This is a genomic window from Streptomyces sp. HUAS MS02 (genome assembly GCF_055702265.1).
The window spans coordinates 9279326-9300925 of sequence record NZ_CM146747.1 but is presented as its reverse complement, the minus strand read 5'-3'; the positions used below and the strand labels follow the sequence as shown (position 1 = coordinate 9300925).

The following is a 21600-nucleotide window of genomic DNA, read 5'->3' as shown; positions in this document are numbered from 1 at the left end:
TACTCGAAACACGCCCTAGCGCCGCACCCTGGGCATGCCGAGGCCGATCCAGGAGATGATCTCGCGCTGGATCTCGTTGTTGCCGCCGCCGAAGGTGAAGATGACGGCCGAGCGGTAGCCGCGTTCGAGTTCGCCGTGGAGGACCGCGCCCGCGGAGCCCTCCTTGAGGGCGCCGGCGGCGGCGACGATCTCCATGAGCCAGGCGTAGGCGTCGCGGCGCGCCTCGGAGCCGTAGACCTTGACGGCGGAGGCGTCCTGCGGGGTGAGGGTGCCTTCCTGCAGGGCGCTGACCATGCGCCAGTTGAGCAGTTTGAGGGCGTCGAGCCGGGTGTGGGTCTGGGCGAGGCGGCGGCGGACCCAGGGCAGGTCGATGACGCGGCGGCCGTCGGCGAGCTTGGTGTCCATGGCCCAGCGCTGGACGTTGTGCAGGGAGCGGATGGCCATGGTGCCGTGGGCGGCGAGGGTGACGCGTTCGTGGTTGAGCTGGTTGGTGATCAGCCGCCAGCCCTTGTTCTCCTCGCCGACGCGCCGGGAGACGGGGACGCGGATGTTCTCGTAGTAGCTCGCGGTGGTGTCGTGGGAGGCGAGGGTGTTGATGAGGGTGCAGGAGTAGCCGGGCTCCGTCGTCGGCACGAGGAGCATGGTGATGCCCTTGTGGGGCGGGGCGTCGGGGTCGGTGCGGGTCGCCAGCCACACCCAGTCGGCCGTGTCGCCGTTGGTCGTCCAGATCTTCTGCCCGTTGACCGTGTAGTGGCCGGTGGCCTCGTCGCCGTCCCGGACCGCGCGGGTCTTGAGCGAGGCCAGGTCCGTGCCGGCGTCGGGTTCGCTGTAGCCGATGGCGAAGTCCAGCTCGCCCGAGAGGATCCGCGGCAGGAAGTACGACTTCTGTTCCTCTGTGCCGTACTGCATGATCGTCGGTCCGACGGTGTTGAGCGCCATCAGGGGCAGCGGAACGCCCGCCTGCGCGGCCTCGTCGAAGAAGATGAACTGTTCGATGGCGGTCAGACCGCGTCCGCCGTACTCCTTCGGCCAGCCCACGCCGAGCCAGCCGTCGCTGCCGAGCCGTCGGATGGTCTCGCGGTAGAACCGCTTCTGCGCCGCCGGGTCGGCATGGCGTGTGTAGGCGCCGTCCGGGACCAACTCGGCGAAGTAGGCGCGCAGTTCGGTGCGCAGCCGCTGCTGCTCGGGCGTGTATTCGAGGTGCACGGCGCCTCCAGGCTCCCCAAGGCCGACCTGACGGCGCACACGCTAGAACGTGTTCCAGTAATTGGGAACAGGCGGGGCGGCCCCGTTCGCGGCGCGCGGGACCCGGCTCAGCGGCTCAGCGGCTCAGCGGCTCAGCGCAGGATGGCGAGGAAGTCCGTGCATGCCTGTGCGCACTCGCGGCAGGACTTGGCGCCGTCCTCGGCGCCGGGGGTGTCGTCGAAGACACGGGCGCACTCCAGCGCGACGGTTCGGCACCATTCGACCTGGAGGCGGATGGCGGCCTCGTCCAGGCTGGTCTGCTCGGAGAGCATTCTGCAGGTGGCGTCGCACACCTCCGCGCACATGATGCCCTTGCGTCGCATCTTCTCCTGGCCCTCGGGGCCGTCCGGATCGGCGAGGCTCGCCCGCAGCGCGCACGCGCGGGCACATTCGGTGCAGGCCTGAGCGCACGCGAAGCGGTCCTCGAGGAACCGGATGAGTTCCTGGTGGGATGTCGTCGTGGTCACCCAGGGCGGGTAGCCGGAGGCGCCCCCACCAAACACGGGGCGCGATGTCCGCCCCGCACCCGGTTCACGGGATTCCGTTTCCGCCTGCGCGGGGCGGGCACCCGTCCGCTCGCGGTCCGCTCGCGCGAAACAGGGCCGGTTCACTCAACATATTGGGGGTATTCGTCCCTTATGAACATGGAATGGACTGATATAGCCGCAGAACGCAGCGTACTGGGCGGTATCGCACCGTTCCTGGCGGGCGTCGTGGTGGTGGCCATGCTGATCGGCGCACTCTGGCTGGGCGCGCGTGTACGCGCCCGTGAGCCGCGTCGGCCGCGCCCCGACGAGCAGCCCCGGATCCCCGAGGGGGGCCCTGTCCACGAGGAACGGCTGTCCCGCGAACCGGACGAGATCCCCCAGAGCGACCGTCGGCTGACACCGTACGAGGTGCACGGCAACCAGGGGACCCGGCCGAGCCCGGAGAAGAAGCGGCCGCGCTGGAGCAAGAACAGCAGCGGCGGCTTCGGCAGCGGCGGCCTCGGCGCCCACTGAGGCCCGGGGACACCACTGGGACACCATCGGCGCATCACCGGCGCATCACCGGCTTTTCTGGGCGCTCCCCCTGCGCGCGGCAGGGGGAGCGCCCATGGCTGTGCCGTCGCGGAGCCGGCCGTGTCGTCGCGGAGCTACGACGACCCGAGGTCGGTGTCGAGCGGCAGCCCCGTGTAGTTCTCGGCGAGTTCGGCCGCCGCGTGCCGTGAGGTGGCGACGCGGTCGAGCTGGGAGAGCTGGAGCCGGGTCTCGAACGGGGACTGTCCCGGGTCGGCGTGGAGCGTCGTGGTCATGAAGTACGAGAAGTGCTCGGCCCGCCAGACCCGGCGCAGACAGGTGTCGGAGTAGGCGTCGAGCAGCTCGGTCGAGCCGGTCTCCTTGAGCTGGGCGAAAGCGCGGGCCAGCACGATGACGTCCGTGGCGGCCAGGTTGAGCCCCTTGGCACCGGTGGGCGGCACGATGTGGGCGGCGTCCCCGGCCAGGAAGAGCCGGCCGTGGCGCATCGGCTCGGTGACGTGGCTGCGCATCGGCAGGACCGCCTTGGACGTGACGGGCCCCCGCTTGAGCCGCCAGCCGGGCTGGGCGGTGAGCGCGAACCGGGCGTCCAGCTCGTCCCAGATGCGTTCGTCGGACCAGTCCGCCGGGTCGGTTCCGTTCGGGACCTGGAGGTAGAGACGGCTCACGGACGGCGACCGCATGCTCGCCAGCGCGAACCCGCGCTCGGAGTGGGCGTAGATCAGCTCGTCGTAGACGGGCGGGGCGTCGGCGAGGATGCCCAGCCAGGAGTAGGGGTACGTCCGCTCGTACGACGTCCGCACCCCCTCGGGCACCGCGTTCCGGGCCACCCCGTGGAAGCCGTCGCACCCGACCACGTAGTCGCAGGTCAGCGTCTGCTCGCGGCCCTCGTGGGTGTACCGGACCACGGGCCGGTCGGTGTCGGCGCCCTCCACCGCGTGCACCTCCGCCTCGAACAGCAGGGGTCCGCCGTCGGTGAGCTGGAGGGCGATGAGGTCCTTGACCACCTCGGTCTGGGCGTAGACCCAGACCCGGCGGCCGCCGGTCAGCTCGGGGAAGTCGACGCGGTGCGCGCGGCCGTCGAAGCGCAGCTCGATGCCGTCGTGCGGCATGCCCTCGGCGTCCAGCCGCGCGCCCGCCCCGGCGGAGCGCAGGACGTCGACGGTGGCCTGCTCCAGGATTCCGGCGCGCTGACGCTGCTCGACATAGGTGCGGTCCTTGCGCTCCAGGACCACACTGTCGATTCCCGCGTTGTGCAGCAGTCGGGCCAGCAGCAGCCCCGCGGGGCCGCCGCCGATGATGCCGACGGTGGTGTGCATTGAGTACTCCTCGTCGTTGAGGACGAGCCGCGTCCCGTCCTCCGGGCCCCGACCTTGTTCGTCTAGTGAACTTCACTTCACTTATCGAGGATGAGTTTGCGCCCGCCCCGTCCGCCTGTCAACGGTCACACTCCCCCATCGGTTCGGTCGAGGAAGTGGAAACCGGGGCGCGGATGCATCAGGAAGTCGTGGTGCGAGATGTTCCAGGCATACGCGCCCGCGAGGCCGAAGGCCACCCGGTCCCCCGCGCGCAGTCCGGGAGCGTGGGCGGCCCGGGCGAGCAGGTCCTTCGGCGTGCAGAGCTGTCCGGCGAGGCTGACGTACTCTCCCTGGGCCTCCGGGCGCGGCCAGGGGTGGGGCCACTCCTCCACCGGCAGGACCGAACACGGCTGGTCGTGTCCCTTGGTGGCGGGAGTGCGCAGATGGTGGGTGCCGCCCCGGACCACGGCGAACTCCTCGCCGTGGCTGCGCTTCACGTCCAGCACCTCGGTGGCGTACCAGCCGCAGTAGGCGGTGAGCGCGCGGCCCGGTTCGATACGCAGCGTCAGCTCCGGGTGCGCGTCGGCGAGTTCGGCCAGGCCCTTGCCGTACGCCTGCCAGTCGAAGCGGCTCTCGGGGCGGGTGTAGTCGACGGCCATGCCTCCGCCCACGTTCACCTCGGAGATCGGTACGCCCAGGCCGGTCGCCCACTCCACGATCGAGCGGGCGACGGAGAGCTGTTCGGGTGCGTCGAGTCCGCTCGCCAAGTGGGCGTGGACGCCTCGCAGTTCGAGACGGGGGTGGGTGCCGTCCGTGAGAAGGCGGAGCACGTCCGGTGCCCGCTCGGGGTCCAGGCCGAACGGGGTGGGCCGTCCGCCCATGGCGAGCGCGCTGCCCGCCAGCGAGCCGTCCGCCACCGCGAGGTTGAAGCGGAGCAGCACCCCGACGCGCGCGTCCGGTGCCACCTGGCGTGCCAGCTCGGCGAGCACGCGCAGATCGTGCTCGCTCTCCACGTGGAGACGTTCGACTCCCCGCTCCAGGGCGGCCCGGATCTCGTCGGGGGTCTTGCCGGGCCCGCCGAAGGCCAGCGGACGGCCCGGGACCACCTCGGCGACGTGGGCGAGTTCGCCGCCGGAGGAGACCTCGTAGCCGTCGACGTACGGGGCGAGCGCGGCCAGGATCGCCGGTTCGGGGTTGGCCTTGGCCGCGTAGTACAGCTCGACCCGCTCGGGGAGCGCGGCCCGTACGTGCGCCGCGTGTTCCCGCAGGGCCGTCAAGTCGTAGAGATAGGCGGGCAGTTCGGCGGGCGCGAGGGTCAGGACGCGGTCGCGGACGGCGGGGGTGGGGAGGGGCATGGAGGACTCCTGGCTCATGACGCGCCGGTGGCTCGTCCGGGCTTCGTGGTTCACCGGGGGCTCCAGCGCAGGACGTCCTCGGCGAGCGGGGAGGGGAGACGGACGTAACCGGCCTCGCGGTCGGCCTTGCGTTCCCAGCGGGTGAGGAGGTTGGTCTTGGCGGGGAGCGGGACCCCCGCCAGGAGGGCAGCGAGGCGGGGTGGGCAGCCCTCCTCGTCGGCGTAGTCCCGCAGGGTCGCCCGAACCGTGGCCCATAGGTCGGCCTCGCTCTCGGGGTGCAGGTCGGCGAGCGCGGCGAGCAGTTCAGCGACGTGGTTGACGAGCAGGCAGTACACGACACGGTCCCAGCCGCGCCGGGCGTCGTACGACAACGGACCGGCGACCTCCGGCGGGAGCGCGGCGAGGGTGTCGGCGTGGTGGTCGGGGACGAGCTTGGTGCCCTCCAGGTCGCGGAAGAGGACCTGGGCGGGCATCCCGTCGCCGTCGACGCAGATCAGCACGTTCTGGAGGTGGGGTTCCAGGACCAGGCCGTGGTCGAAGTAGGCGGAGAGCACGGGCGGGACGAGGAGGCGCAGATACGCCTGCCACCAGTGCAGCGCGGTCCCCGGACCGGCTCCGCCGAGAAGGCGGGAGACATGGGCGGCGCTGGTCGGGTACTCGTCGGCGACGGCGGCCGCGAGCAGCGGGGTCGTGCCGGGCAGCAGCCGCCGGGACAGGCCCTCGCGGACGATGACGCCGAAGCCTTCGAGGAGGGCCCGGTCGGGGGTGCCGTCGGGGCCGGGGACGGCGAGGCTGCGGTAGGCGGGTTCGCGGAGCATCGCGCTGCCGGGGAAGCGGGTCTCCAGGTCGGTGAGGGCGGGTGCGAGCACACGGGTGAGCGCGACGGCGCCGGAGAGTTCGTAACTGGCGTTCTTGCGCAGGCAGTTGGTGATGCGGACGTTGAGGCTGAACTTCAGGAAGGAGTCGCCGTCGAAGAGAGTGCGGACTGAGGCGGTCGCCGCGTACTCTCGGCCGCCGGGCCCCAGGTCGAGGATGTCGCCGCGGCCCAACGCCTCCCGCAGCAGCCGGTGTTCGCGGAGCATCGCGTACTGCCAGGGGTGGGCGGGCAGCAGTCGGTAGCCGTCGGGGACGTCGCCGCGTTCTTGGTCGAGCACGGCGGTGGCGCCCGCCTCGGCGGTCTCCTCGGCGATCAGGTGGTCGCGGACGGCGAGGTGGCGCAACGGGAAGGAGGCGCCGGCCTCGGGGGCGTACGACTGCCAGGCGTCCGCGTCGCCCGTGCGGGCCTTGGGGGTGGGGTGGAAGCGGTGGCCGAAGAGCAGGGACTGTTCGGAGGCGAGATAGTCCGGGAGCCCGTGGGAGGCGGAGGCGTGCGGGGCCGGGTCCTCGGCCCCACGGGTCCCGGTGCGCACGCCGGTCTCGCGGCGGGCGAGCGCGGTGGCGACGGTGCGGTGGCTGGAGTCGATCTGGTCCAGGAACTCGTCGTTGCGGACGCCGGTGCGCAGGGACAGTTCGTCATGGACGTATTCGGCGAGGCGGCGCCAGGCGAGTACGGTCCAGCCGGTGTCGGACTGCTCCTGGACGGGGCCGGTGAAACGGTGGGCACCCAGCAGGGACCTGCGGCGCAAGGCGACCCGGAGGAGGACGCCGCGGCGGGGCAGGCGCAGCAGGAGGTGGCCGTCGATGACGGCGGTCTGGTGCTCGGGGCCGGAGACCTCGCGCAGCAGGCAGTTGAGGAGGGTGTGGGCCACGGCGTCGTCGGCGGTGGGGAGGGGGAGGGCCACGGCCTCCTCGGCGGTGGGAAGGATGCGGGCCACGGCCTCGTCGGCTGTGGGCGGCTGGGTGGTACCGAGCGAGTCGGTGAGCGGGGGCATTCAGTGGCTCCAGCGGGTACGTGGGGGCAGGAGGGTCGCGAGGACGGTGAGGGCGGCCATGCCGCCGCCTATGAGCACCGGGGCGGCGGGCCCGAACCGGGCGCTGCCCACGGCTGCGGTCACTCCGGCGGCGACGGCGCCGGCCTTGGAGAAGAACTCCAGGGAGCCGAACATCCCGCCGGGGGCGCGGCCCCGGGCGCAGTCGGCGGCCAGGACCGACAGACCGACCATGCCGAGGGTGAGGCCGGCGCCGAGGAGCAGCCGTACGCCGACGAGGGCGGGCAGGCTGTCGGCGACGCCGTGACCGGCCAGTCCGAGGGCGATCAGTGCGAAGCCGAGGGCGATGCCGTGCCGGGGGCGGGCGTGGATCACACGGTGCACGGTCAGGGCTGTGAGCAGGTAGCAGAGGTGCGGCAGGGCGAAGAGCAGGCCGGAGAAGGCGGCGGAGGCGCCGGGGAGGCGTTCCTCGACGAGGGAGATGAGATAGGGGAAGGAGATCACCGTGGAGAACACGAAGGCGAACTCCAGGGCGTAGAGCCGGCGCAGTGCGGCCCTCGGGGCGGGGTCGGCGGCCTCCGGCTCGCGCTCCGCCGGCGCCTCGGCCTCGGCCGGTTCGGGCAGCGCGGCGAGCAGCAGGGCGGCGGCGAGCGGGAGCAGGGCGAGGAACGCGTACTGGCGGTGCGGGGACAGCCACGGCGACAGCGCGCCGACGACGATCGGCGCGAAGACGAGTGCGGCCCGCGCGCTGCCCTGCATCAGGGTCAGCGCCTTCGACAGCCGCGGGCCGTCCAGGGCGGCGCCCAGATAGCCGTTGGAGGCGGCGAACGTGCCGCCCAGGATGCCCTGGAGCACCAGGGCGACCGTGAACATCGTGAGCGAGTCGGCCCAGCCCGCCAGCAGGAAGGAGACTGCGAGGCCCAGTTGGGCCCGCAGCAGCAGAGGTTTTCGCCCGAAGCGGTCGGCGAGCCGCCCCCACAGGGGTGCCGCGAGCGCGCTGAACACGGTGGGCACGACGTACAGCACACCCGCCCAGCGGGCCGCGCGGTCGCCCAGGCCGGGCAGTATCTCGGTGAAGTACGGCGGCAGCCCCAGCGCGGCGAACGACGCCACGAAGTAGCAGGCGGCCACGGCGTGCACCTGGCGGCGGCCGAACGCGGGGCGCGACACCGCGAGCGCCTCGGCGGTCATGCCGGACTCCCCTGTCCCAGCAGGTAGTTGGGCCCGGTGGTGTAGTGCTTGTTGATGTCGGCGGCGCCCGACCGCTCCTTGCCGAGCAGCGTCCCGGCGGTCACCATCGCCTTCACCGGCAGCTCGGGGGCGTTCAGCACCCGCTCGCGCAGGACGGCCGCCGCGCCGCCGCCGAGCCGGTCGACGGCCTCGGTGAGGCGGTTCCGGACGAGGCGCAGCAGCTCGGGCAGCGGGGCGCGGCCGTGGCGGGCCAGGCCGAACGCGTAGGCGCCGGCGCACAGATGGACGGTGATGGTGGTGAAGAGGTCGGCCACGGCGCGGTCGTCGGTGGTGAAGGTGCGGGCGTCGTCGAATCCCCACCTCGCGGGATCCGCACCGAGCTTGGCGGTCAGGCGGGCGACGTTGATGCGGGGGCCGTCGTTGTCCTTCAGCAGCAGCCGCAGGTCTCCGGGTCCGGGGCCGAACACGAGGGAGACGTTCTGCTGGTGCGACTCCAGGGCGATGCCGTAGCCGAAGAGCGTGGTCTGCCAGTCGAACAGCAGGGTGAGCACGGCGTCGAGCAGTGCGGTCGGGTCACCGCCGTGGTAGCGGTCGGCGAGGTGGTCGATGACCAGTCGGCCGCCGGGGGCCTGGGCGAGCAGGGCGGCCATGGGCACGACGGCACAGTCGTCGAGGTCTGTCGGGTAGCGGCGGCACAGGACGGCGAGGAGTTCGTGTCCGGCGTGCGCGTACACCGTCTCGTCGGCGTGCAGCACCCGGCCCCGGAAGCGGGGCTCGCGGTCGGTCACCGCCGCGAGCAGCCGCTGCCCGGCGGCACCGTCGACGAGGGTCCCGGGCTTGATGGACCGCTTGTTGCGCAGGCCCAACGTGGCGGTGGCCAGGGGCAGTTTGAGGTGCAGGGAGGGCGCGGCGGCGGGTGCGACCGTGCGCATCGACAGGGTGGGGACGACCGGCAGGTACGCCCGGTCGGCGAGTACGGCCCGGTCCGCGAGCCCCGCCTCGCGCAGTGCCGCGTCCAGGGGCGCGCCGACGGTCAGCGGGTGGACGGGCAGGGTGACATGGGTGTGGTCGAGGTCCGCGAGCCCGAGCCCGGAGGGGGTGGGCCAGCCGTCGGGGAGGTCCCCGGCGACGGTGAGGGACTCCTTGGGCAGGGCGAGCCACTGGAGCGCGAAGGTCGGGTGGAACTCGGGTGCGTAGTGGCGCAGTTGCTGCTCGTCGAGTCCGGCGCGGCCGCGTGCGGTCGGGTAGACCGGGTGGTCGAGGCGTGCCGCGAGCGTCTCGTACGCCAGGCCGCCGCGCAGCCCCGTCCAGTCGGCGAGGTCGGCGCCGTAGAGGTCGGTGAGCCCCTCGGCGATCTCGTCCGCCGTCGCCTCGTGCAGCCGCATCGTGGCGAGGGTCTGGCGGCACTCCTCGGCGAAGGCGTCGAAGCCGTCGCGGTCGACGGGGTCGGCGAGGGTGCGCAGTGCGGCGAGGACGGTGTCGCAGGTGGTCAGGGGTGTGCCGTCCGACTCCCGGACGAGGAGGGGCAGTCGGGCGGCGTGGGTGTGCTGGAAGCCGTCCTCGGTGACCGGGAGGAGGAGGGCGTCGTCGCCGTCGGCGGTGGGCAGGCGCAGCCAGGCCCCGTCCGGGTGGTCGACGGGCGTGCTGCGGGTGCGCAGGCCGACCACGTCCTCGCGGAGCAGGGCGCCGAGCACCCGGGTGAGCAGTTCGGCTTCGGCGGCGTCCACGGCGGGCGCGTCGGACGTGGCCGTCATGGCGGGCGCGGCGGTCATGGCGTCCACGGCGAGCGGGGCGGGCGCGGCGGTCACGGCAGTGATGGCGGTCACGGCTGGATCTCCCAGCGCTGGGCGGCGAGGAAGTCCGCCACCACCCGGTCCACGGTCCGCTGACCGGTGGCGGTGGCGGTGGCGCGGAGGACGCCGAGGTAGTCGCGGTTGGTGCGGTACAGCTGATGGTGTTCGCCGAGTGCGCGCAGCGGTCGGTACGTCAGACGCACGCCGTCGACGGTGACGTCGGTCGCGGCGGGAGCGGCGACGAGGGTGCCGGCCCGGTCGGCACAGGGGTACTCCAGGCGGGCCGCGCCGTCGCGCCGGACGCCGAGGTCGGCGGGGAGCGGCTCCCCGAGGTGGGTGCGGAGGATGTGCTCGAACAGCGGAAGGTCGAGGAGCTGGGCGAGCAGCAGGTCGCACTGGTCGCCGATGGCACGGTAGTTGACCTCGATCACGCGGGCACGGCCCTCGTGGACGACGAACTCGGTGTGACAGGCCCCGAACCCGACGCCCAGCGCGTCGAGTTGGGCGAGCACCTGCGCGACGACCGGTTCGGGGTGGGCCGGGACGAAGGTGAGCCGCTCCTCGATGAAGTACGGCGGCGGGGACAGCTCGGTGTGGAAGCCGCCGAGCACGTGCCGGACACGGCCGTCGCCGAGGGTCTCCAGGGTGTACAGCTCCCCCGGCAGGTACTCCTCGACGACCAGGGTGCCGCCCGGTCGGCGGGCCAGGATCTCCTTGGCGCGCGCCACGAGGTCCTCGGCGGTGTCGACGAGCACGACGTCCTCGCTGGCGACGCCCTCACGGGGCTTGACGACGCACGGGTACGGGGCGTCGGCGACGAGGGGGCCGGTGAGGTCGGCCGGGGCGGTGATCTCTGCGGACCACACGGTGTCCACGCCGGCCACGGCGAGGTGGCGCCGCATCTCGCCCTTGTCCTTGGCGCGCAGCGCGGCCCGCCAGTCCTTGCCTGGGAGGTCGAAGTAGTGGGCGGCGAGGGCGGCCTGGGTCTGGAGGTGGTCGCTGTTGGTGAAGACCGCGTCGGGCCGGTGACGGGTGGAGATCCGGGAGATGACGGCGCGGTGGTCCCGTACGTCGCAGTCGAGGATCTCGATCCCGGGATGCTCCGGGTAGGCGGCGCGGTGCGCGTCGGGCTGGTCGGTGAGGAGGGTGACGTCCAGGCCCAGCCGTACGGCGGCGGGCAGGAAGCCCTCGGTGACGGAGTCGGTGGGGTTGAGGGCGAGCAGGTACAGGCGCATGGGGTGGTGCACGGCTTCCGCTAGCGGGTGGGGGGTGGGGCGGGGCGGGCCCGTCTCGTGGTGGGGCCCGCCCCGGGTACCGCGGGAGTTACTGCTTCGGCAGTTCGACGCCGGTTGCCTTCGCGATGTCGGCGAGCATCTCCTCGGCGGCCTGGACGCCGATGCCGGACATCCAGGTCTCGTCCGGGACCTCGAAGACCTTGCCGTCCTCGACGGCGGGCAGGTCCTTCCAGACGGGGTTGGAGGTGACCTGCTTCTGCTGGGTCTTGTCCGGGGTGTCGGCGGTGGTGACGAAGATCAGGTCCGCGTCGGCCTGGTCGATCTCCTCCGGGCCGACGTCCTTCATGGTGACGGCCGGGTCGTCGGAGACCTGGGACGCCGGGCGCCGGAAGCCGACGTCGCTCAGGACGACACCGCTGTAGGAGTTGGAGGCGTAGAGCCGGGTCGGGCCGGCGACGAAGCGGACCACGGAGACGGTCGGCAGGGCGCCGTCCTTCTTCTTGATCGCCTCACCGAGCGCCTTGGCCCGCGTCTCGTACTCCTTGAGCTTGGCGGCGGCCTCGTCCTCCAGGCCCAGCGCCTCGGCGTGGACCTTGAGGTTCTCCTTCCAGACACCGCCGGTGGTCTCGGTGAAGACCGTCGGGGCGATGGCGCTGAGCTTGTCGTAGACCTTCTCGTGCCGGACCTTGGAGGACAGGATCAGGTCGGGCCGCAGGGAGGCGATCTTCTCCAGGTTCGGCTCCAGGAGCGGTCCGACGTCCGTGGTGTTCTTGAGGTCGCCCTCCAGATACGTGGGGAAGCCGCCCTCCGTCTTGAAGTGCGGGGCGACGGCGCCGACCGGGTCGACGCCGAGCAGGGTGACGTCGTCGAGCTCACCGGTGTCGAGGACGACGACCTTCTTCGGCTGCGCGGGGATCTTGACGTCGCCCATCACGGTCTTCAGGGTGCGGGGAAAGGCGGCGCTGTCCGCGCCGGCCTGGGCGGCGGCGTCCGCCTTCGTCGTGCCGGAGTCGCCGCAGGCGGCGAGGAGGCCCGTGCCGAGGACGACGGTGAGCAGTGCGGCGGCGGGGCGGCCGAATCCGCGCAGGGGTGATCGCTTGAGCATGAGGGGGTGGTCTTTCTTGATCAGGGAATGGGATGAACAGGTGAAGGTGTGAAGGTGTGGGTGGGTGAGTTGATGAGCAGTCAGGTGGTGGAGGGCGCGGTGATGTGCCGTGTCGCGCCGCTCTTCGGGACGACCAGCGGTGTGCCGGTCTCCGGGTCGGGAATGACCCGGCAGTCCACGTCGAACACGGACTTGACCAGGTCCGCGTCGAGCACGTCGGCCGGTGGGCCGGCGGCGGCGAGGCGCCCGTCCTTGAGCACGACCATGTGGTCGGCGTAACGGGCGGCCTGTCCGAGGTCGTGCAGCACCATCACCACGGTGCGGCCGGCCTCGGCGTGCAGGGCGGCGACCAGGTCGAGGACGTCGAGCTGGTGCCGGAGGTCGAGGAAGGTGGTCGGTTCGTCGAGCAGGAGCAGGTCGGTGTCCTGCGCCAACGCCAGGGCGATCCAGGCGCGTTGGCGCTGGCCGCCGGAGAGTCTGTCGACGGGGTGGTCGCGCAGCGCCGTCGTGCCGGTGCGGTCCAGTGCCTCGTCGACGGCACGCTGGTGGGCGGTCGACCAGGGGCTGAGCAGGCGCTGGTGCGGGTAGCGGCCGAGGCGTACGAGTGCCTCGACGGTGATCGCCTCGGGGGTGACGGGCTGTTGCGGCAGCAGGCCCATCCGTAGGGCCAGGGCGCGGGCGGACATGCGGTGGATGTCGGAGCCGTCGAGGGTGACCGTGCCGGCGGTGGGGGCGAGCAGTCGGCTGAGGCCTCTCAACAGGGTTGATTTACCACAGGCGTTGGGGCCCACGATCGCGGTCACGGCGCCGCCGGGCAGCGTCAGGTCGAGCCCGCCGACCACGAGCCGGTCGCCGTAGCGCAGGTCGAGGCGCCGGGTGCGGAGTTCGTTGGTGGGGGGCATGGGGGCTCCTGGGGCGAGCGGTTCGTTGTGCGGTACGCGGAGGGCGGGAACGCGCACGGGTAACGGGTACGGGGGATGAGCCGTGCGTTGTCGGGTGCGGGTCCGGTGGGGCTTCTCGCGCAGTTCCCCGCGCCCCCAAAAGACCAGGCTCTACGGGCCTGAAGGCGACAGTCGTGCGCGCGAAAGGCGACGGTCGCCCGGGCCTGAGAGACAGCAGTCGCGCGGGGACGGAAGACAGCCGTCGCTCGGGGACGGAAGACAGCAGTCGCGCGGAGGTGAAAAGCATGGGGCGCAGCCCCTGCTTTTCAGGGGCGCGGGGAACTGCGCGGCCGGCCCCCACCCACCCGCACCCGACAACACGCCGCCCCTTCACCCGCGCACCGCCGCACTCTGACGGAACATCAGCACCAGCAACCACGGCGCCCCCAACGTCGCCGTCGCGGCCCCGACCGGCAGACCCTCCACCGGGAGCACGTGCTGGACCACGAGATCGGCGGCGAGCAGCAGAACCGCCCCGGTGAGGGCCGCCAGGGCGAGCGTCGCCGCCGTGGGTGGGCCGGTGAGGAAGCGGACGATGTGCGGGACGGCGAGGGCGACGAAGGTGACCGGCCCGGCGAGGGCCGCCGCCAGCGAGGCCAACGTGACGGCCACGAGCAGCAGTTGGAGGCGCGCGGCGGACGTGTGGAGACCGAGCGCGCCAGCCGAGTCGTCGCCCAGGTCGAGCACAGCGAGACGGCGGTGGGTGACCAGCGCGACGGCCAGGGCGACCAGCACGGCGGCGCCCGCGCCCCAGACCTCCGTCCAGGTGCGGCCGTACACCGATCCGGTCGTCCACTGGAGCGCCGAGCCCGCGAGTTCGGCGGGGAAGCGGACGATCATCAGGTTGACCGCGGCGGCCAGGCCCGCCTGGACGGCGAGGCCGGTGAGGACGAGCCGGGTGACGGCGAGCCCGGAGCGCCAGGCGAACACCCCGAGCAGCAGCGCGGCCAGCAGGCCACCGGCCAACGCGCCGACGGGGATGAGCAGTTGGGAGGCACCGGCGGCAAGCAGGGCGACCGCGCCGAGCGAGGCCCCGCCGGTCACGCCCATCACGTCCGGGGAGGCGAGGGGGTTGCGGAACAGCCGTTGCAGGACGCAGCCCGCCGCTCCCAGTCCGGCGCCGGCCACCACGGCGGCTACGGCGCGCGGCGCACGGAACTCCCGCACCACCAGCACATCGCCCGGGTCGCCGAACCCGGCCAGCGCGCGGAGCGCCACGGAGGCGGGCATGTCCATCTCCCCCGTGGAGACGGCGACCGTGACCAGCGCGAGCAGGGCGAGGAGTCCGGTCGCGCCGTGGGCGAGGAGCCGGGCCCGGCCGGGCGGGCGGTGTGTGCCGCGTCGTACCGCAGCCTTGTACGTCAGTGTCATCGGGCGGCCTTCCGGGCGAGCAGGGCCAGCAGGGGCGCGCCGAGGAACGCGGTGACGATGCCGACCTCCAGTTCGGCGGGGCGGACGACCAGGCGGCCGAGGATGTCGGCGGTGAGGAGGAGCAGCGGGCCGGCGAGGAGGCATCCGGGGACGAGCAGGCGGTGGTCGCCGCCGAGGAGCGGGCGGACGAGGTGGGGCGCGGCGAGTCCGATGAACGCGACCGGGCCGGCCACGGCGACGGCGGATCCGGCGAGCAGGACGACCGCGAGGCCGCCGGCGAGCCGGACACGGGTGACGGGGACACCGAGCGCCTGGGCCGAGTCGTCGCCCAGGGCGAGGGCGTTGAGGGCGGGCGCGACGGCCCCGGCGAGCAGGAGTCCCACAAGGAGAGTCGGCAACACCGGCCAGAGGGTGTCGAGTTGGCGTCCCGCTAGGGACCCCGCCAGCCAGAAGCGGGCCTCGTCGAGCGTGCGCTGACTGGCCAGCATGACGGCCGACGTCCAGGACAGCAGCACCAGTTGGAGCACCGTGCCACCGAGGGCGAGCCGTACCGGGTCGATGTCCCCGGCGCGGCGGGCCAGCGCCTGGGCGAGGACGGCGGCCGCGGCGGCTCCGGCGAACGCGAACCACACGTACTCGACGGGGTCGGTGAGCCGCAGCGCGAAAATGGCGACGACGACCGCGAAGCCCGCGCCCGCGTTGATGCCCAGGGTGGTCGGGGAGGCGAGCGGGTTGCGGGTGATGCCCTGGGCCACGGCGCCCGCGACTCCGAGGGCGGCGCCGACCGCGAGGCCGATGACCGTCCGCGGCACCCGAAGTCCCGTCACCACCAGGGCGTCCCGGCCCTCCGCGTGCCCGGCCAGCGCGTCGAGCACGGCGGGGAGGGGGACGGAGCGGGTTCCGAGGGCGAGGCTCAGCGCGGCGCACAGCGTCAGCGCGCCGATTCCGCCGAGGAACAGGGTCAGGTGCCTCAGCGCATGCGGGGGCACGCCGGTCGGCGCGGCCCGGTCGGTCGCAGTCACGAAACGTGAGCTTAGGTTAGGCATGGTTTAGTTTTCAATGGCTGTGGAGTTGCTGTGATCCACAACGCCCTTGATCAACCAGCCGGTAACTTCACTGGTCAACGACGTGCACAACTACTTCACACCCCATTCGGCGAGCACCGCGTGATCTTGCAGCTAAGGTAAGGCTTACCTGCCTCTCTAGCCAAACCCTTCACGCTCTGGAGTTACCGATGACCGTGGCCCACCTGGAAACCACCCAGGCCGACACCGCCACACCCGTCCCGGTACTCCTCACCGCCGCGTACCGCCGCCTGGACACGATGTGCGAGGCACTGTCCGTACGGATCGCCGAACCGGGTCCGTCACCCGCCCGCACCGTCGGCCTGATGGACGGTCAGGAGGGCGTCGAGGCCTTCGTGGAGGCGGAGGCCGCCCGTATCCGGGAGCGCCACGACCACACCGCGCCCCGGCACGTCGCCGCCTCCCGCGCTCTGCACGACTACGCCTGGTCGGTGGGCCTGTTGATGAGCGGAGTGTGGTTCCTGGAGCGGCGCGTGCCCTGGATCGCCCCCGGCGACATACGCGTCGACCTCGCCTCGGGCGCCTTCGAAGTCACCCCGGGCGCCGAGCTCGTCTGCCTCCCGGGCGACCCGGCCGCACTCCTCCCCGGCACCCGGGTCGCCGCCCATCAGGACGCGCTGCGCGCCGAGTTGCGGACCGCCGTGGCGGACCACATGGGTCCGGTGCTGGATACGCTCGGCCCGTACGTCCGCCGGGGCTCGCGCGCGCTGTGGGGGCTGGTCTCCGACGACCTGGTCTCCGGCCTCTGGTACCTCGGGCGGACACGCGGCGACGAGGCCGCCGGCGTCCGGGCCGCTTCCGCCGTCCTGCCCGGCGCCCAGGCTCCCTTCCCCGGCGGCGCGGACTTCCGCTCCCTGCGCACGAGCGACGGTCGCGAGCACCCGACCCGTACCCGTCTGGGCTGCTGTCTCTACTACACGATCCGCCCGGCCGAGGCCTGCTCCACCTGCCCGCGCACCTGCGACGCGGAACGCCTGCGCCGACTGGAGGGCTGACCGCACGGGCAGGCCCTCTCACCGAAACTTTCGCTCCCACCCCGGACCTCTGAGCCGATTGACGCCGCTCGGCGCAGATAGCAACACTCTTCGACGGGCTTTCCCACAGGACATGCCAAAAGGTCGCAGTGCTGGAGGTCGGTTTGCAGGAGTACGCCGGATACGTCTTCGTCTACTTCACCGGCGAGGGCAGCCCGGACGGCGAGCGGATCAGGTTCGCGCTCAGCCGGGGCGACGACCCGCTGCGCTGGCGTGAGCTGAACGGCGGGGCGCCGGTGCTGACCTCGGACCTCGGGACGGGCGGGCTGCGCGACCCGTTCCTCGTGCGCGCCCCGGAGGGCGACCGGTTCTATCTGATCGCCACCGACCTCAGGATGCACGGGGAGCCGCACGGCGACTGGGACCGGGTGCAGCGCACCGGAAGCACCTCGCTCATGGTCTGGGAGAGCACCGATCTGGTGCGCTGGACCGACCGCCGGCTGGTGCGCGTCGCCCCCGACACGGCCGGCAACGTCTGGGCGCCCGAGGCCGTCCACGACCCGGAGCTCGGCGCGTTCGTCGTCTTCTGGGCGTCGAAGCTGTACGCGGAGGACGACCCGGACCACAGCGCCGACACCCACAACAGGATGCTGTACGCGACCACCCGTGACTTCCGCGAGTTCAGCGAGCCCCATCTGTGGAACGACCCCGGCCACTCGGTCATCGACTCGACCGTCGTCCGGCACGACGGCATCCACTACCGCTTCACCAAGGACGAGCGAGACCACTCCCCCGCCGCGCCCGGCGGCAAGTTCATCACGGCGGAGAAGTCGCCTCGGCTGCGCGACACCGCGTACGCCTTCGTGGCCGACCGGATCGGTCACGGGGCCGTGGAGCAGGGCGAGGGGCCGATCGTCTTCAGGTCGAACACGGACGACCGCACGTGGTACCTGTTCGTCGACGAGTTCAGCGGACGCGGCTACGTACCCTTCGAGACCACCGACCTGGACTCCGGGAAGTGGACGCCCTGCGAGGAGTTCGCGCTGCCGCCGGGTGCGCGGCACGGCTCGGTGCTGCCCGTGACACGGGCCGAGTACGAGCGGCTCCTCGCCGGGTACGCGCCGCCGGCGTCCGTGGTCGACGCCACCGTGCCGGACGGCCTGAAGGCGTACGCGCTCGTGGACGACACCGCGTCGAAGGTCGTCCTGCCTCTGCACCCGGGCACCGAACTCGCCCGTCTGGCGCCGGAGTTCGACCTGTCGGCGGACTCCCGGATCGACCCGCCGTCGGGCACCGAGCGCGATTTCCGCACCCCGCAGAGCTACACCGTCACAGCGGCCGACGGCACTGCTCGCACCTGGACGGTCGAGGCGGTGCCGATGCGCAGCCCCCTGCTGCCGGGGCTGTACGCCGACCCCAACATCCAGGAGTTCCACGGCCGTTACTACCTCTATCCGACGACGGACGGCTTCGAGGGCTGGGGCGGCACCCGGTTCGAGGTGTTCTCCTCCGACGACCTGGTCACCTGGGAGAACCACGGCGTCGTCCTCGACCTGGAGTCCGACGTGAGCTGGGCGGAGCGCCACGCCTGGGCCCCGGCCGCCGGGGAACGGAACGGGTCCTACTACTTCTACTTCTGCGCCGACCAGCAGATCGGTGTGGCCGTCGCCGACAGCCCCACCGGGCCCTTCCGGGACGCCCTGGACCGGCCGCTCATCGGGCGCGACGACTACGCGGGGCAGATGATCGACCCGGCCGTCTTCACGGACGACGACGGCACCGCGTATCTCTACTGGGGCAACAGCGAGGCGTACGGGGTCCCGCTCGACGAGGACATGGTCTCCTTCGACCCGGCGCGGGTAAGGCGGTTCACGCCCAAGGACTTCCGCGAGGGCGCCTTCGTCCTCAAGCGAAGGGGTGTCTACTACTACATGTGGTCGGAGGACGACACCCGCAGCGAGGACTACCGCGTCGCCTACGCCACCGGCCCCACCCCGCTCGGCCCGTGGACCGAGAAGGGCGTGATCCTGCGGAAGCGCCCGGAGCACGGGATCCTCGCGACCGGCCATCACACGGTCGTGAACGTCCCCGGCACGGACGACTGGTTCATCTGCTACCACCGGTTCGCGATCCCGGGCCCCGGCACCCCGCGCGGTGACGGCGTCCACCGCGAATCCACCCTGGACCGGCTGGTGTTCGCGACCGACGGCTCGATCGAGGAGGTCGTGCCGACGCTGGAGTCCATCGGGCCGGTGGTCAGTCCAGGGTGATCCGGGCGGCGACGGGCAGGTGGTCACTGCCGGTGGCGGGCAGGGCGCGGATGTCGGCGACGGTCGCCGAGCGGGCCATGACCTGGTCGATCCGGGCGAGCGGGAGACCGGCGGGGTAGCTGAAGGCGAAGCCGCGCTCCGCCACGTTCATTCGTGTGGTGAGCGGTGCCAGGCCGCGGTCGTCGACCGTGCCGTTGAGGTCGCCGAGGAGGACCACCGGGTCGCGCGTCTCGGCGGCGACGGCCCGGCCCAGCAGGCCGGCGCTCTCGTCACGCCGGTGTGACGCGAGTCCGCCCGAGCCGAGGCGGACGGACGGCAGGTGGGCGACGTACACCGCGATGTCGCCGTGCGGGGTACGGACCGAGGTCCTGAGCCCGCGGCGCCAGTCCTCCTCGATCCCCTCGGGCTTGATGTCCAGCGAGCGGGTCCCGGTCAGCGGATGCCGTGACCAGAGTCCGACGGTGCCGCGGACCGCGTGGTGCGGGTACTCCCGGGCGAGCGTCCTCTCGTAGACCGGCAGTGCCGAGGGCACCAGTTCCTCCAGCGCGACGAGGTCGGGCCCGGCCTCGGCCAGGGCGCGGGCCGTACCCGCCGGGTCGGTGTTCTCGTCGCTCACGTTGTGCTGCACCACGACGAGATCCCGCGCCCCGGGGGACGCGCCGGGCAGCAGCAGACCGCCGAAGGTGTACGTCCAGGCCGCCGCCGGAAGCAGGAGCGCCAGCAGCGTGACGGCCGAGCGGTGCAGCAGCCCCACGCCGAGCAGGACCACGACCACCAGGCCGAGCCAGGGCAGGAACGCCTCCAGCAGACTGCCCAGCCGGCCCACGGAGTTGGGGACCAGGCCGGGGAACAGCACGAGCCCGGCTGTCAGCCCGGCCGCCGCGGCGCTCACCCGTCCGGCACCGGGGCGGTCCGGCCGCACGCGGTCAGGAGACGGCACAAGGGACGGTGGAGAGGACGGCGGAGGGGACGGTGGATGTCCGGCGGTCATCGGCCGTCCTCAGTCGTGCGGGGCCTGGCCGCTGACCCGGTGGTCGGCGTGGCTGAGCGCCTCCACGACCAGGCGCTTGAGGTGCCCGTCGGCGAGGCTGTAGTAGATGTGCCGGCCTTCGCGGCGGGTGTCCACGAGCCCGGCCAGCCGCAGCTTCGCCAGATGCTGGCTGACGGCCGTGCGGGACGCCTCGCAGCGGTCGGCCAGTGAGCCGACGTCCGACTCGCCCTGAGCGAGCAGCCACAGCAGATGCAGCCGGGTGACGTCGGAGAGCATCGCGAACACTCCGGTCGCCTCGGTGAGCCGTGCGCTGTCGGGGGCGCGCAGATGCGCACCGGACGCAGGTGACACGGCATGGCGTTCAGGCATGCGCCCAGCGTAGGCGCTCCGCCGGGGGTGCGGGGGGGTCGGCTCTTGGCCGCGGGTTCGTGGGGGCTGGTCGCGCGGTTCCCCGCGCCACTGCGGGACGCTCTCATGTGCATAGGTGCGCACATGACGGCTATCATCTGTTCATGCTTGCCGTACTGCGTCATCGTGCCTATCGGCGGCTCTTCGCCGCCCAGGTCGTGGCCCTGGTGGGGACCGGGCTCGCGACCGTCGCGCTCGGGCTGCTGGCGTACGACCTCGCGGGCGCCGACGCCGGTTCCGTCCTCGGTACGGCGCTCGCGATCAAGATGGTGGCGTACGTGGTGATCGCCCCCGTCGTGGGCGCGGTCGCCGACCGGCTGCCCCGCCGGGCCCTGATGGTGGCGGCGGACCTGGTGCGGGCGGGGATCGCCGTGTCCCTGCCGTTCGTCGGCGAGGTCTGGCAGGTCTACGTCCTGGTGTTCCTCCTGCAGTCCGCGTCGGCCGTGTTCACGCCCACCTTCCAGGCCGTCATCCCCGATGTGCTGCCCGAGGAACGCGACTACACCCGGGCCCTGTCGATGTCCCGGCTCGCCTATGACCTGGAGAGCCTCTTCTCCCCCGCGCTCGCGGCCGCGCTGTTGTCCGTGACGACCTACGACGGGCTGTTCACCGGCACGGTCCTCGGGTTCCTCGCCTCGGCCGCGCTGGTCGTCTCCACCGCCCTGCCCGAGCGGGCCGCCGGCACCGCCCCGTGGGCGGGCGGCGCGTACGCCAGGGCCACCGCCGGGACGCGTCTCTTCCTCGGCGTACCCGAGCTGCGGGCCCTGCTCGTCCTGAACCTCGCGGTCGCGGCGGCCGGGGCGATGGTGACGGTGAACTCCGTCGTCTACGTCCGTGATGTGCTCGGCCTGTCCGCGAGCGCCCTGCCGCTGGCGCTCGGGGCGTACGGGGCGGGGTCAATGGCCGTGGCGCTGGTGCTGCCCCGGGTGCTGGAGAAGGTCCCCGACCGTGCCGTGATGCTGCCGGGCGCGCTGTCGCTGGCCGGCGTCTTCGCCGGGCTCGGGGCCGTCACCGGCGCGCAGGGCGGGAGTTGGCGGCTGCCCGCGCTGCTGGTGCTCTGGGCCGCGTTCGGTGCCGCGTGCTCGGCGGTGCTCACTCCGGCCGGGCGTCTGGTCCGCCGCTCGGTGGCGCCCGGGGAGCGTACGGCCGCGTTCGCGGCCCAGTTCTCCCTCTCGCACGGCTGCTGGCTGCTGACGTATCCGCTGGCCGGATGGCTGGGGGCGACGGCAGGGCTGAACTGGGCCGTGCTCGCCCTGGGTTCGCTCGCGCTGGGCGCGGCGCTGACGGCCGTACGGCTGTGGCCTGCGTCGTCGACGTCCCACGTGCACGCCGGGCTCCCCTCCGGTCACCCCCATCTGGTGGGCGCCCGACGCGTCCGGGCCGGATGGCGGCACAGTCACGGCCATCTCGGGGACGGGCTGCACGCGCACTAGGGAGTGGCCGAGGTGCGGCGG

General features: G+C 72.6%; 18 protein-coding genes. 4 read left to right on the top strand and 14 right to left on the bottom strand.

Features of this window, described 5'->3' with window-relative positions; genetic code table 11:
- Positions 1 to 15: 15 nt before the first annotated feature.
- Together ACZ9QC_RS40165 and ACZ9QC_RS40160 are read right to left on the bottom strand one after the other, a co-directional pair.
- Entirely contained in the window at positions 16 to 1206 is a 1191-nt protein-coding gene (locus tag ACZ9QC_RS40165; RefSeq protein ID WP_472917618.1) for an acyl-CoA dehydrogenase family protein, read from the bottom strand.
- Positions 1207 to 1337: 131 nt separating this feature from the next.
- Positions 1338 to 1712 carry a four-helix bundle copper-binding protein gene (locus ACZ9QC_RS40160; protein WP_215452204.1) on the bottom strand — a complete coding sequence of 125 codons (375 nt, stop codon included), beginning with the start codon at positions 1710 to 1712 and terminating at the stop codon, positions 1338 to 1340.
- Positions 1713 to 1883: 171 nt separating this feature from the next.
- Here ACZ9QC_RS40160 and ACZ9QC_RS40155 point away from each other — a divergent pair, with 171 nt between their 5' ends.
- Positions 1884 to 2246 (top strand): DUF6479 family protein, encoded by a 363-nt coding sequence (locus ACZ9QC_RS40155; protein WP_472917617.1) that lies wholly within the window; start codon positions 1884 to 1886, stop codon positions 2244 to 2246.
- Positions 2247 to 2380: 134 nt separating this feature from the next.
- Here the strand turns inward: ACZ9QC_RS40155 and ACZ9QC_RS40150 are convergent, their stop codons facing one another.
- The 10 genes from ACZ9QC_RS40150 to ACZ9QC_RS40105 all read right to left on the bottom strand — a co-directional run bounded on the left by ACZ9QC_RS40150 (position 2381) and on the right by ACZ9QC_RS40105 (position 15464).
- Positions 2381 to 3580, bottom strand: a complete 1200-nt coding sequence (locus ACZ9QC_RS40150; RefSeq protein ID WP_472917616.1) for a 4-hydroxybenzoate 3-monooxygenase — start codon at positions 3578 to 3580, stop codon at positions 2381 to 2383.
- Between the two features lie 125 nt (positions 3581 to 3705).
- Positions 3706 to 4914, bottom strand: a complete 1209-nt coding sequence (locus tag ACZ9QC_RS40145; RefSeq protein WP_472917615.1) for a type III PLP-dependent enzyme — start codon at positions 4912 to 4914, stop codon at positions 3706 to 3708.
- Between the two features lie 50 nt (positions 4915 to 4964).
- On the bottom strand, positions 4965 to 6785 hold the full coding sequence (locus ACZ9QC_RS40140) for an IucA/IucC family protein (RefSeq protein ID WP_472917614.1): 1821 nt from the start codon (positions 6783 to 6785) through the stop codon (positions 4965 to 4967).
- Complete coding sequence (locus ACZ9QC_RS40135; RefSeq protein WP_472917613.1) at positions 6786 to 7973, bottom strand: MFS transporter; 1188 nt, start codon at positions 7971 to 7973, stop codon at positions 6786 to 6788.
- Positions 7970 to 9745, bottom strand: coding sequence for an IucA/IucC family protein (locus ACZ9QC_RS40130; protein ID WP_472921947.1), 1776 nt, complete (start codon positions 9743 to 9745; stop codon positions 7970 to 7972). The genes ACZ9QC_RS40135 and ACZ9QC_RS40130 overlap by 4 nt, the downstream gene beginning before the upstream one ends.
- A 50-nt stretch (positions 9746 to 9795) precedes the next feature.
- Positions 9796 to 11001, bottom strand: coding sequence for an ATP-grasp domain-containing protein (locus ACZ9QC_RS40125; protein WP_472917612.1), 1206 nt, complete (start codon positions 10999 to 11001; stop codon positions 9796 to 9798).
- Positions 11002 to 11089: 88 nt separating this feature from the next.
- Complete coding sequence (locus ACZ9QC_RS40120; protein ID WP_472917611.1) at positions 11090 to 12106, bottom strand: ABC transporter substrate-binding protein; 1017 nt, start codon at positions 12104 to 12106, stop codon at positions 11090 to 11092.
- An 80-nt stretch (positions 12107 to 12186) separates the two neighbouring features.
- The gene (locus ACZ9QC_RS40115) at positions 12187 to 13008 is read right to left on the bottom strand and encodes an ABC transporter ATP-binding protein (protein ID WP_472917610.1); all 822 of its coding nucleotides are present in this window, start codon (positions 13006 to 13008) and stop codon (positions 12187 to 12189) included.
- A 369-nt stretch (positions 13009 to 13377) separates the two neighbouring features.
- Positions 13378 to 14418, bottom strand: a complete 1041-nt coding sequence (locus tag ACZ9QC_RS40110; RefSeq protein ID WP_472917609.1) for an iron chelate uptake ABC transporter family permease subunit — start codon at positions 14416 to 14418, stop codon at positions 13378 to 13380.
- Positions 14415 to 15464 (bottom strand): FecCD family ABC transporter permease, encoded by a 1050-nt coding sequence (locus tag ACZ9QC_RS40105; RefSeq protein ID WP_472917608.1) that lies wholly within the window; start codon positions 15462 to 15464, stop codon positions 14415 to 14417. The genes ACZ9QC_RS40110 and ACZ9QC_RS40105 overlap by 4 nt, the downstream gene beginning before the upstream one ends.
- Before the next feature lie 188 nt (positions 15465 to 15652).
- Here ACZ9QC_RS40105 and ACZ9QC_RS40100 point away from each other — a divergent pair, with 188 nt between their 5' ends.
- Both ACZ9QC_RS40100 and ACZ9QC_RS40095 read left to right on the top strand, forming a co-directional pair.
- Positions 15653 to 16498 carry a (2Fe-2S)-binding protein gene (locus tag ACZ9QC_RS40100; RefSeq protein WP_472917607.1) on the top strand — a complete coding sequence of 282 codons (846 nt, stop codon included), beginning with the start codon at positions 15653 to 15655 and terminating at the stop codon, positions 16496 to 16498.
- A gap of 143 nt (positions 16499 to 16641) precedes the next feature.
- The gene (locus ACZ9QC_RS40095; RefSeq protein ID WP_472921946.1) at positions 16642 to 18747 is read left to right on the top strand and encodes a glycoside hydrolase family 43 protein; all 2106 of its coding nucleotides are present in this window, start codon (positions 16642 to 16644) and stop codon (positions 18745 to 18747) included.
- On the opposite strand, the gene ACZ9QC_RS40090 is transcribed toward ACZ9QC_RS40095, so the two are convergent.
- A complete protein-coding gene (locus ACZ9QC_RS40090) occupies positions 18734 to 19669 on the bottom strand; it encodes an endonuclease/exonuclease/phosphatase family protein (RefSeq protein ID WP_472917606.1) in 936 nt (311 codons plus the stop codon). The genes ACZ9QC_RS40095 and ACZ9QC_RS40090 overlap by 14 nt on opposite strands.
- Before the next feature lie 78 nt (positions 19670 to 19747).
- Positions 19748 to 20107, bottom strand: a complete 360-nt coding sequence (locus ACZ9QC_RS40085) for an ArsR/SmtB family transcription factor (protein ID WP_033526294.1) — start codon at positions 20105 to 20107, stop codon at positions 19748 to 19750.
- A 143-nt stretch (positions 20108 to 20250) separates the two neighbouring features.
- On the opposite strand from ACZ9QC_RS40085, the gene ACZ9QC_RS40080 reads away from it, so the two are divergent.
- Positions 20251 to 21579 (top strand): MFS transporter, encoded by a 1329-nt coding sequence (locus ACZ9QC_RS40080; RefSeq protein WP_472917605.1) that lies wholly within the window; start codon positions 20251 to 20253, stop codon positions 21577 to 21579.
- The last annotated feature ends 21 nt before the right edge of the window (positions 21580 to 21600 follow it).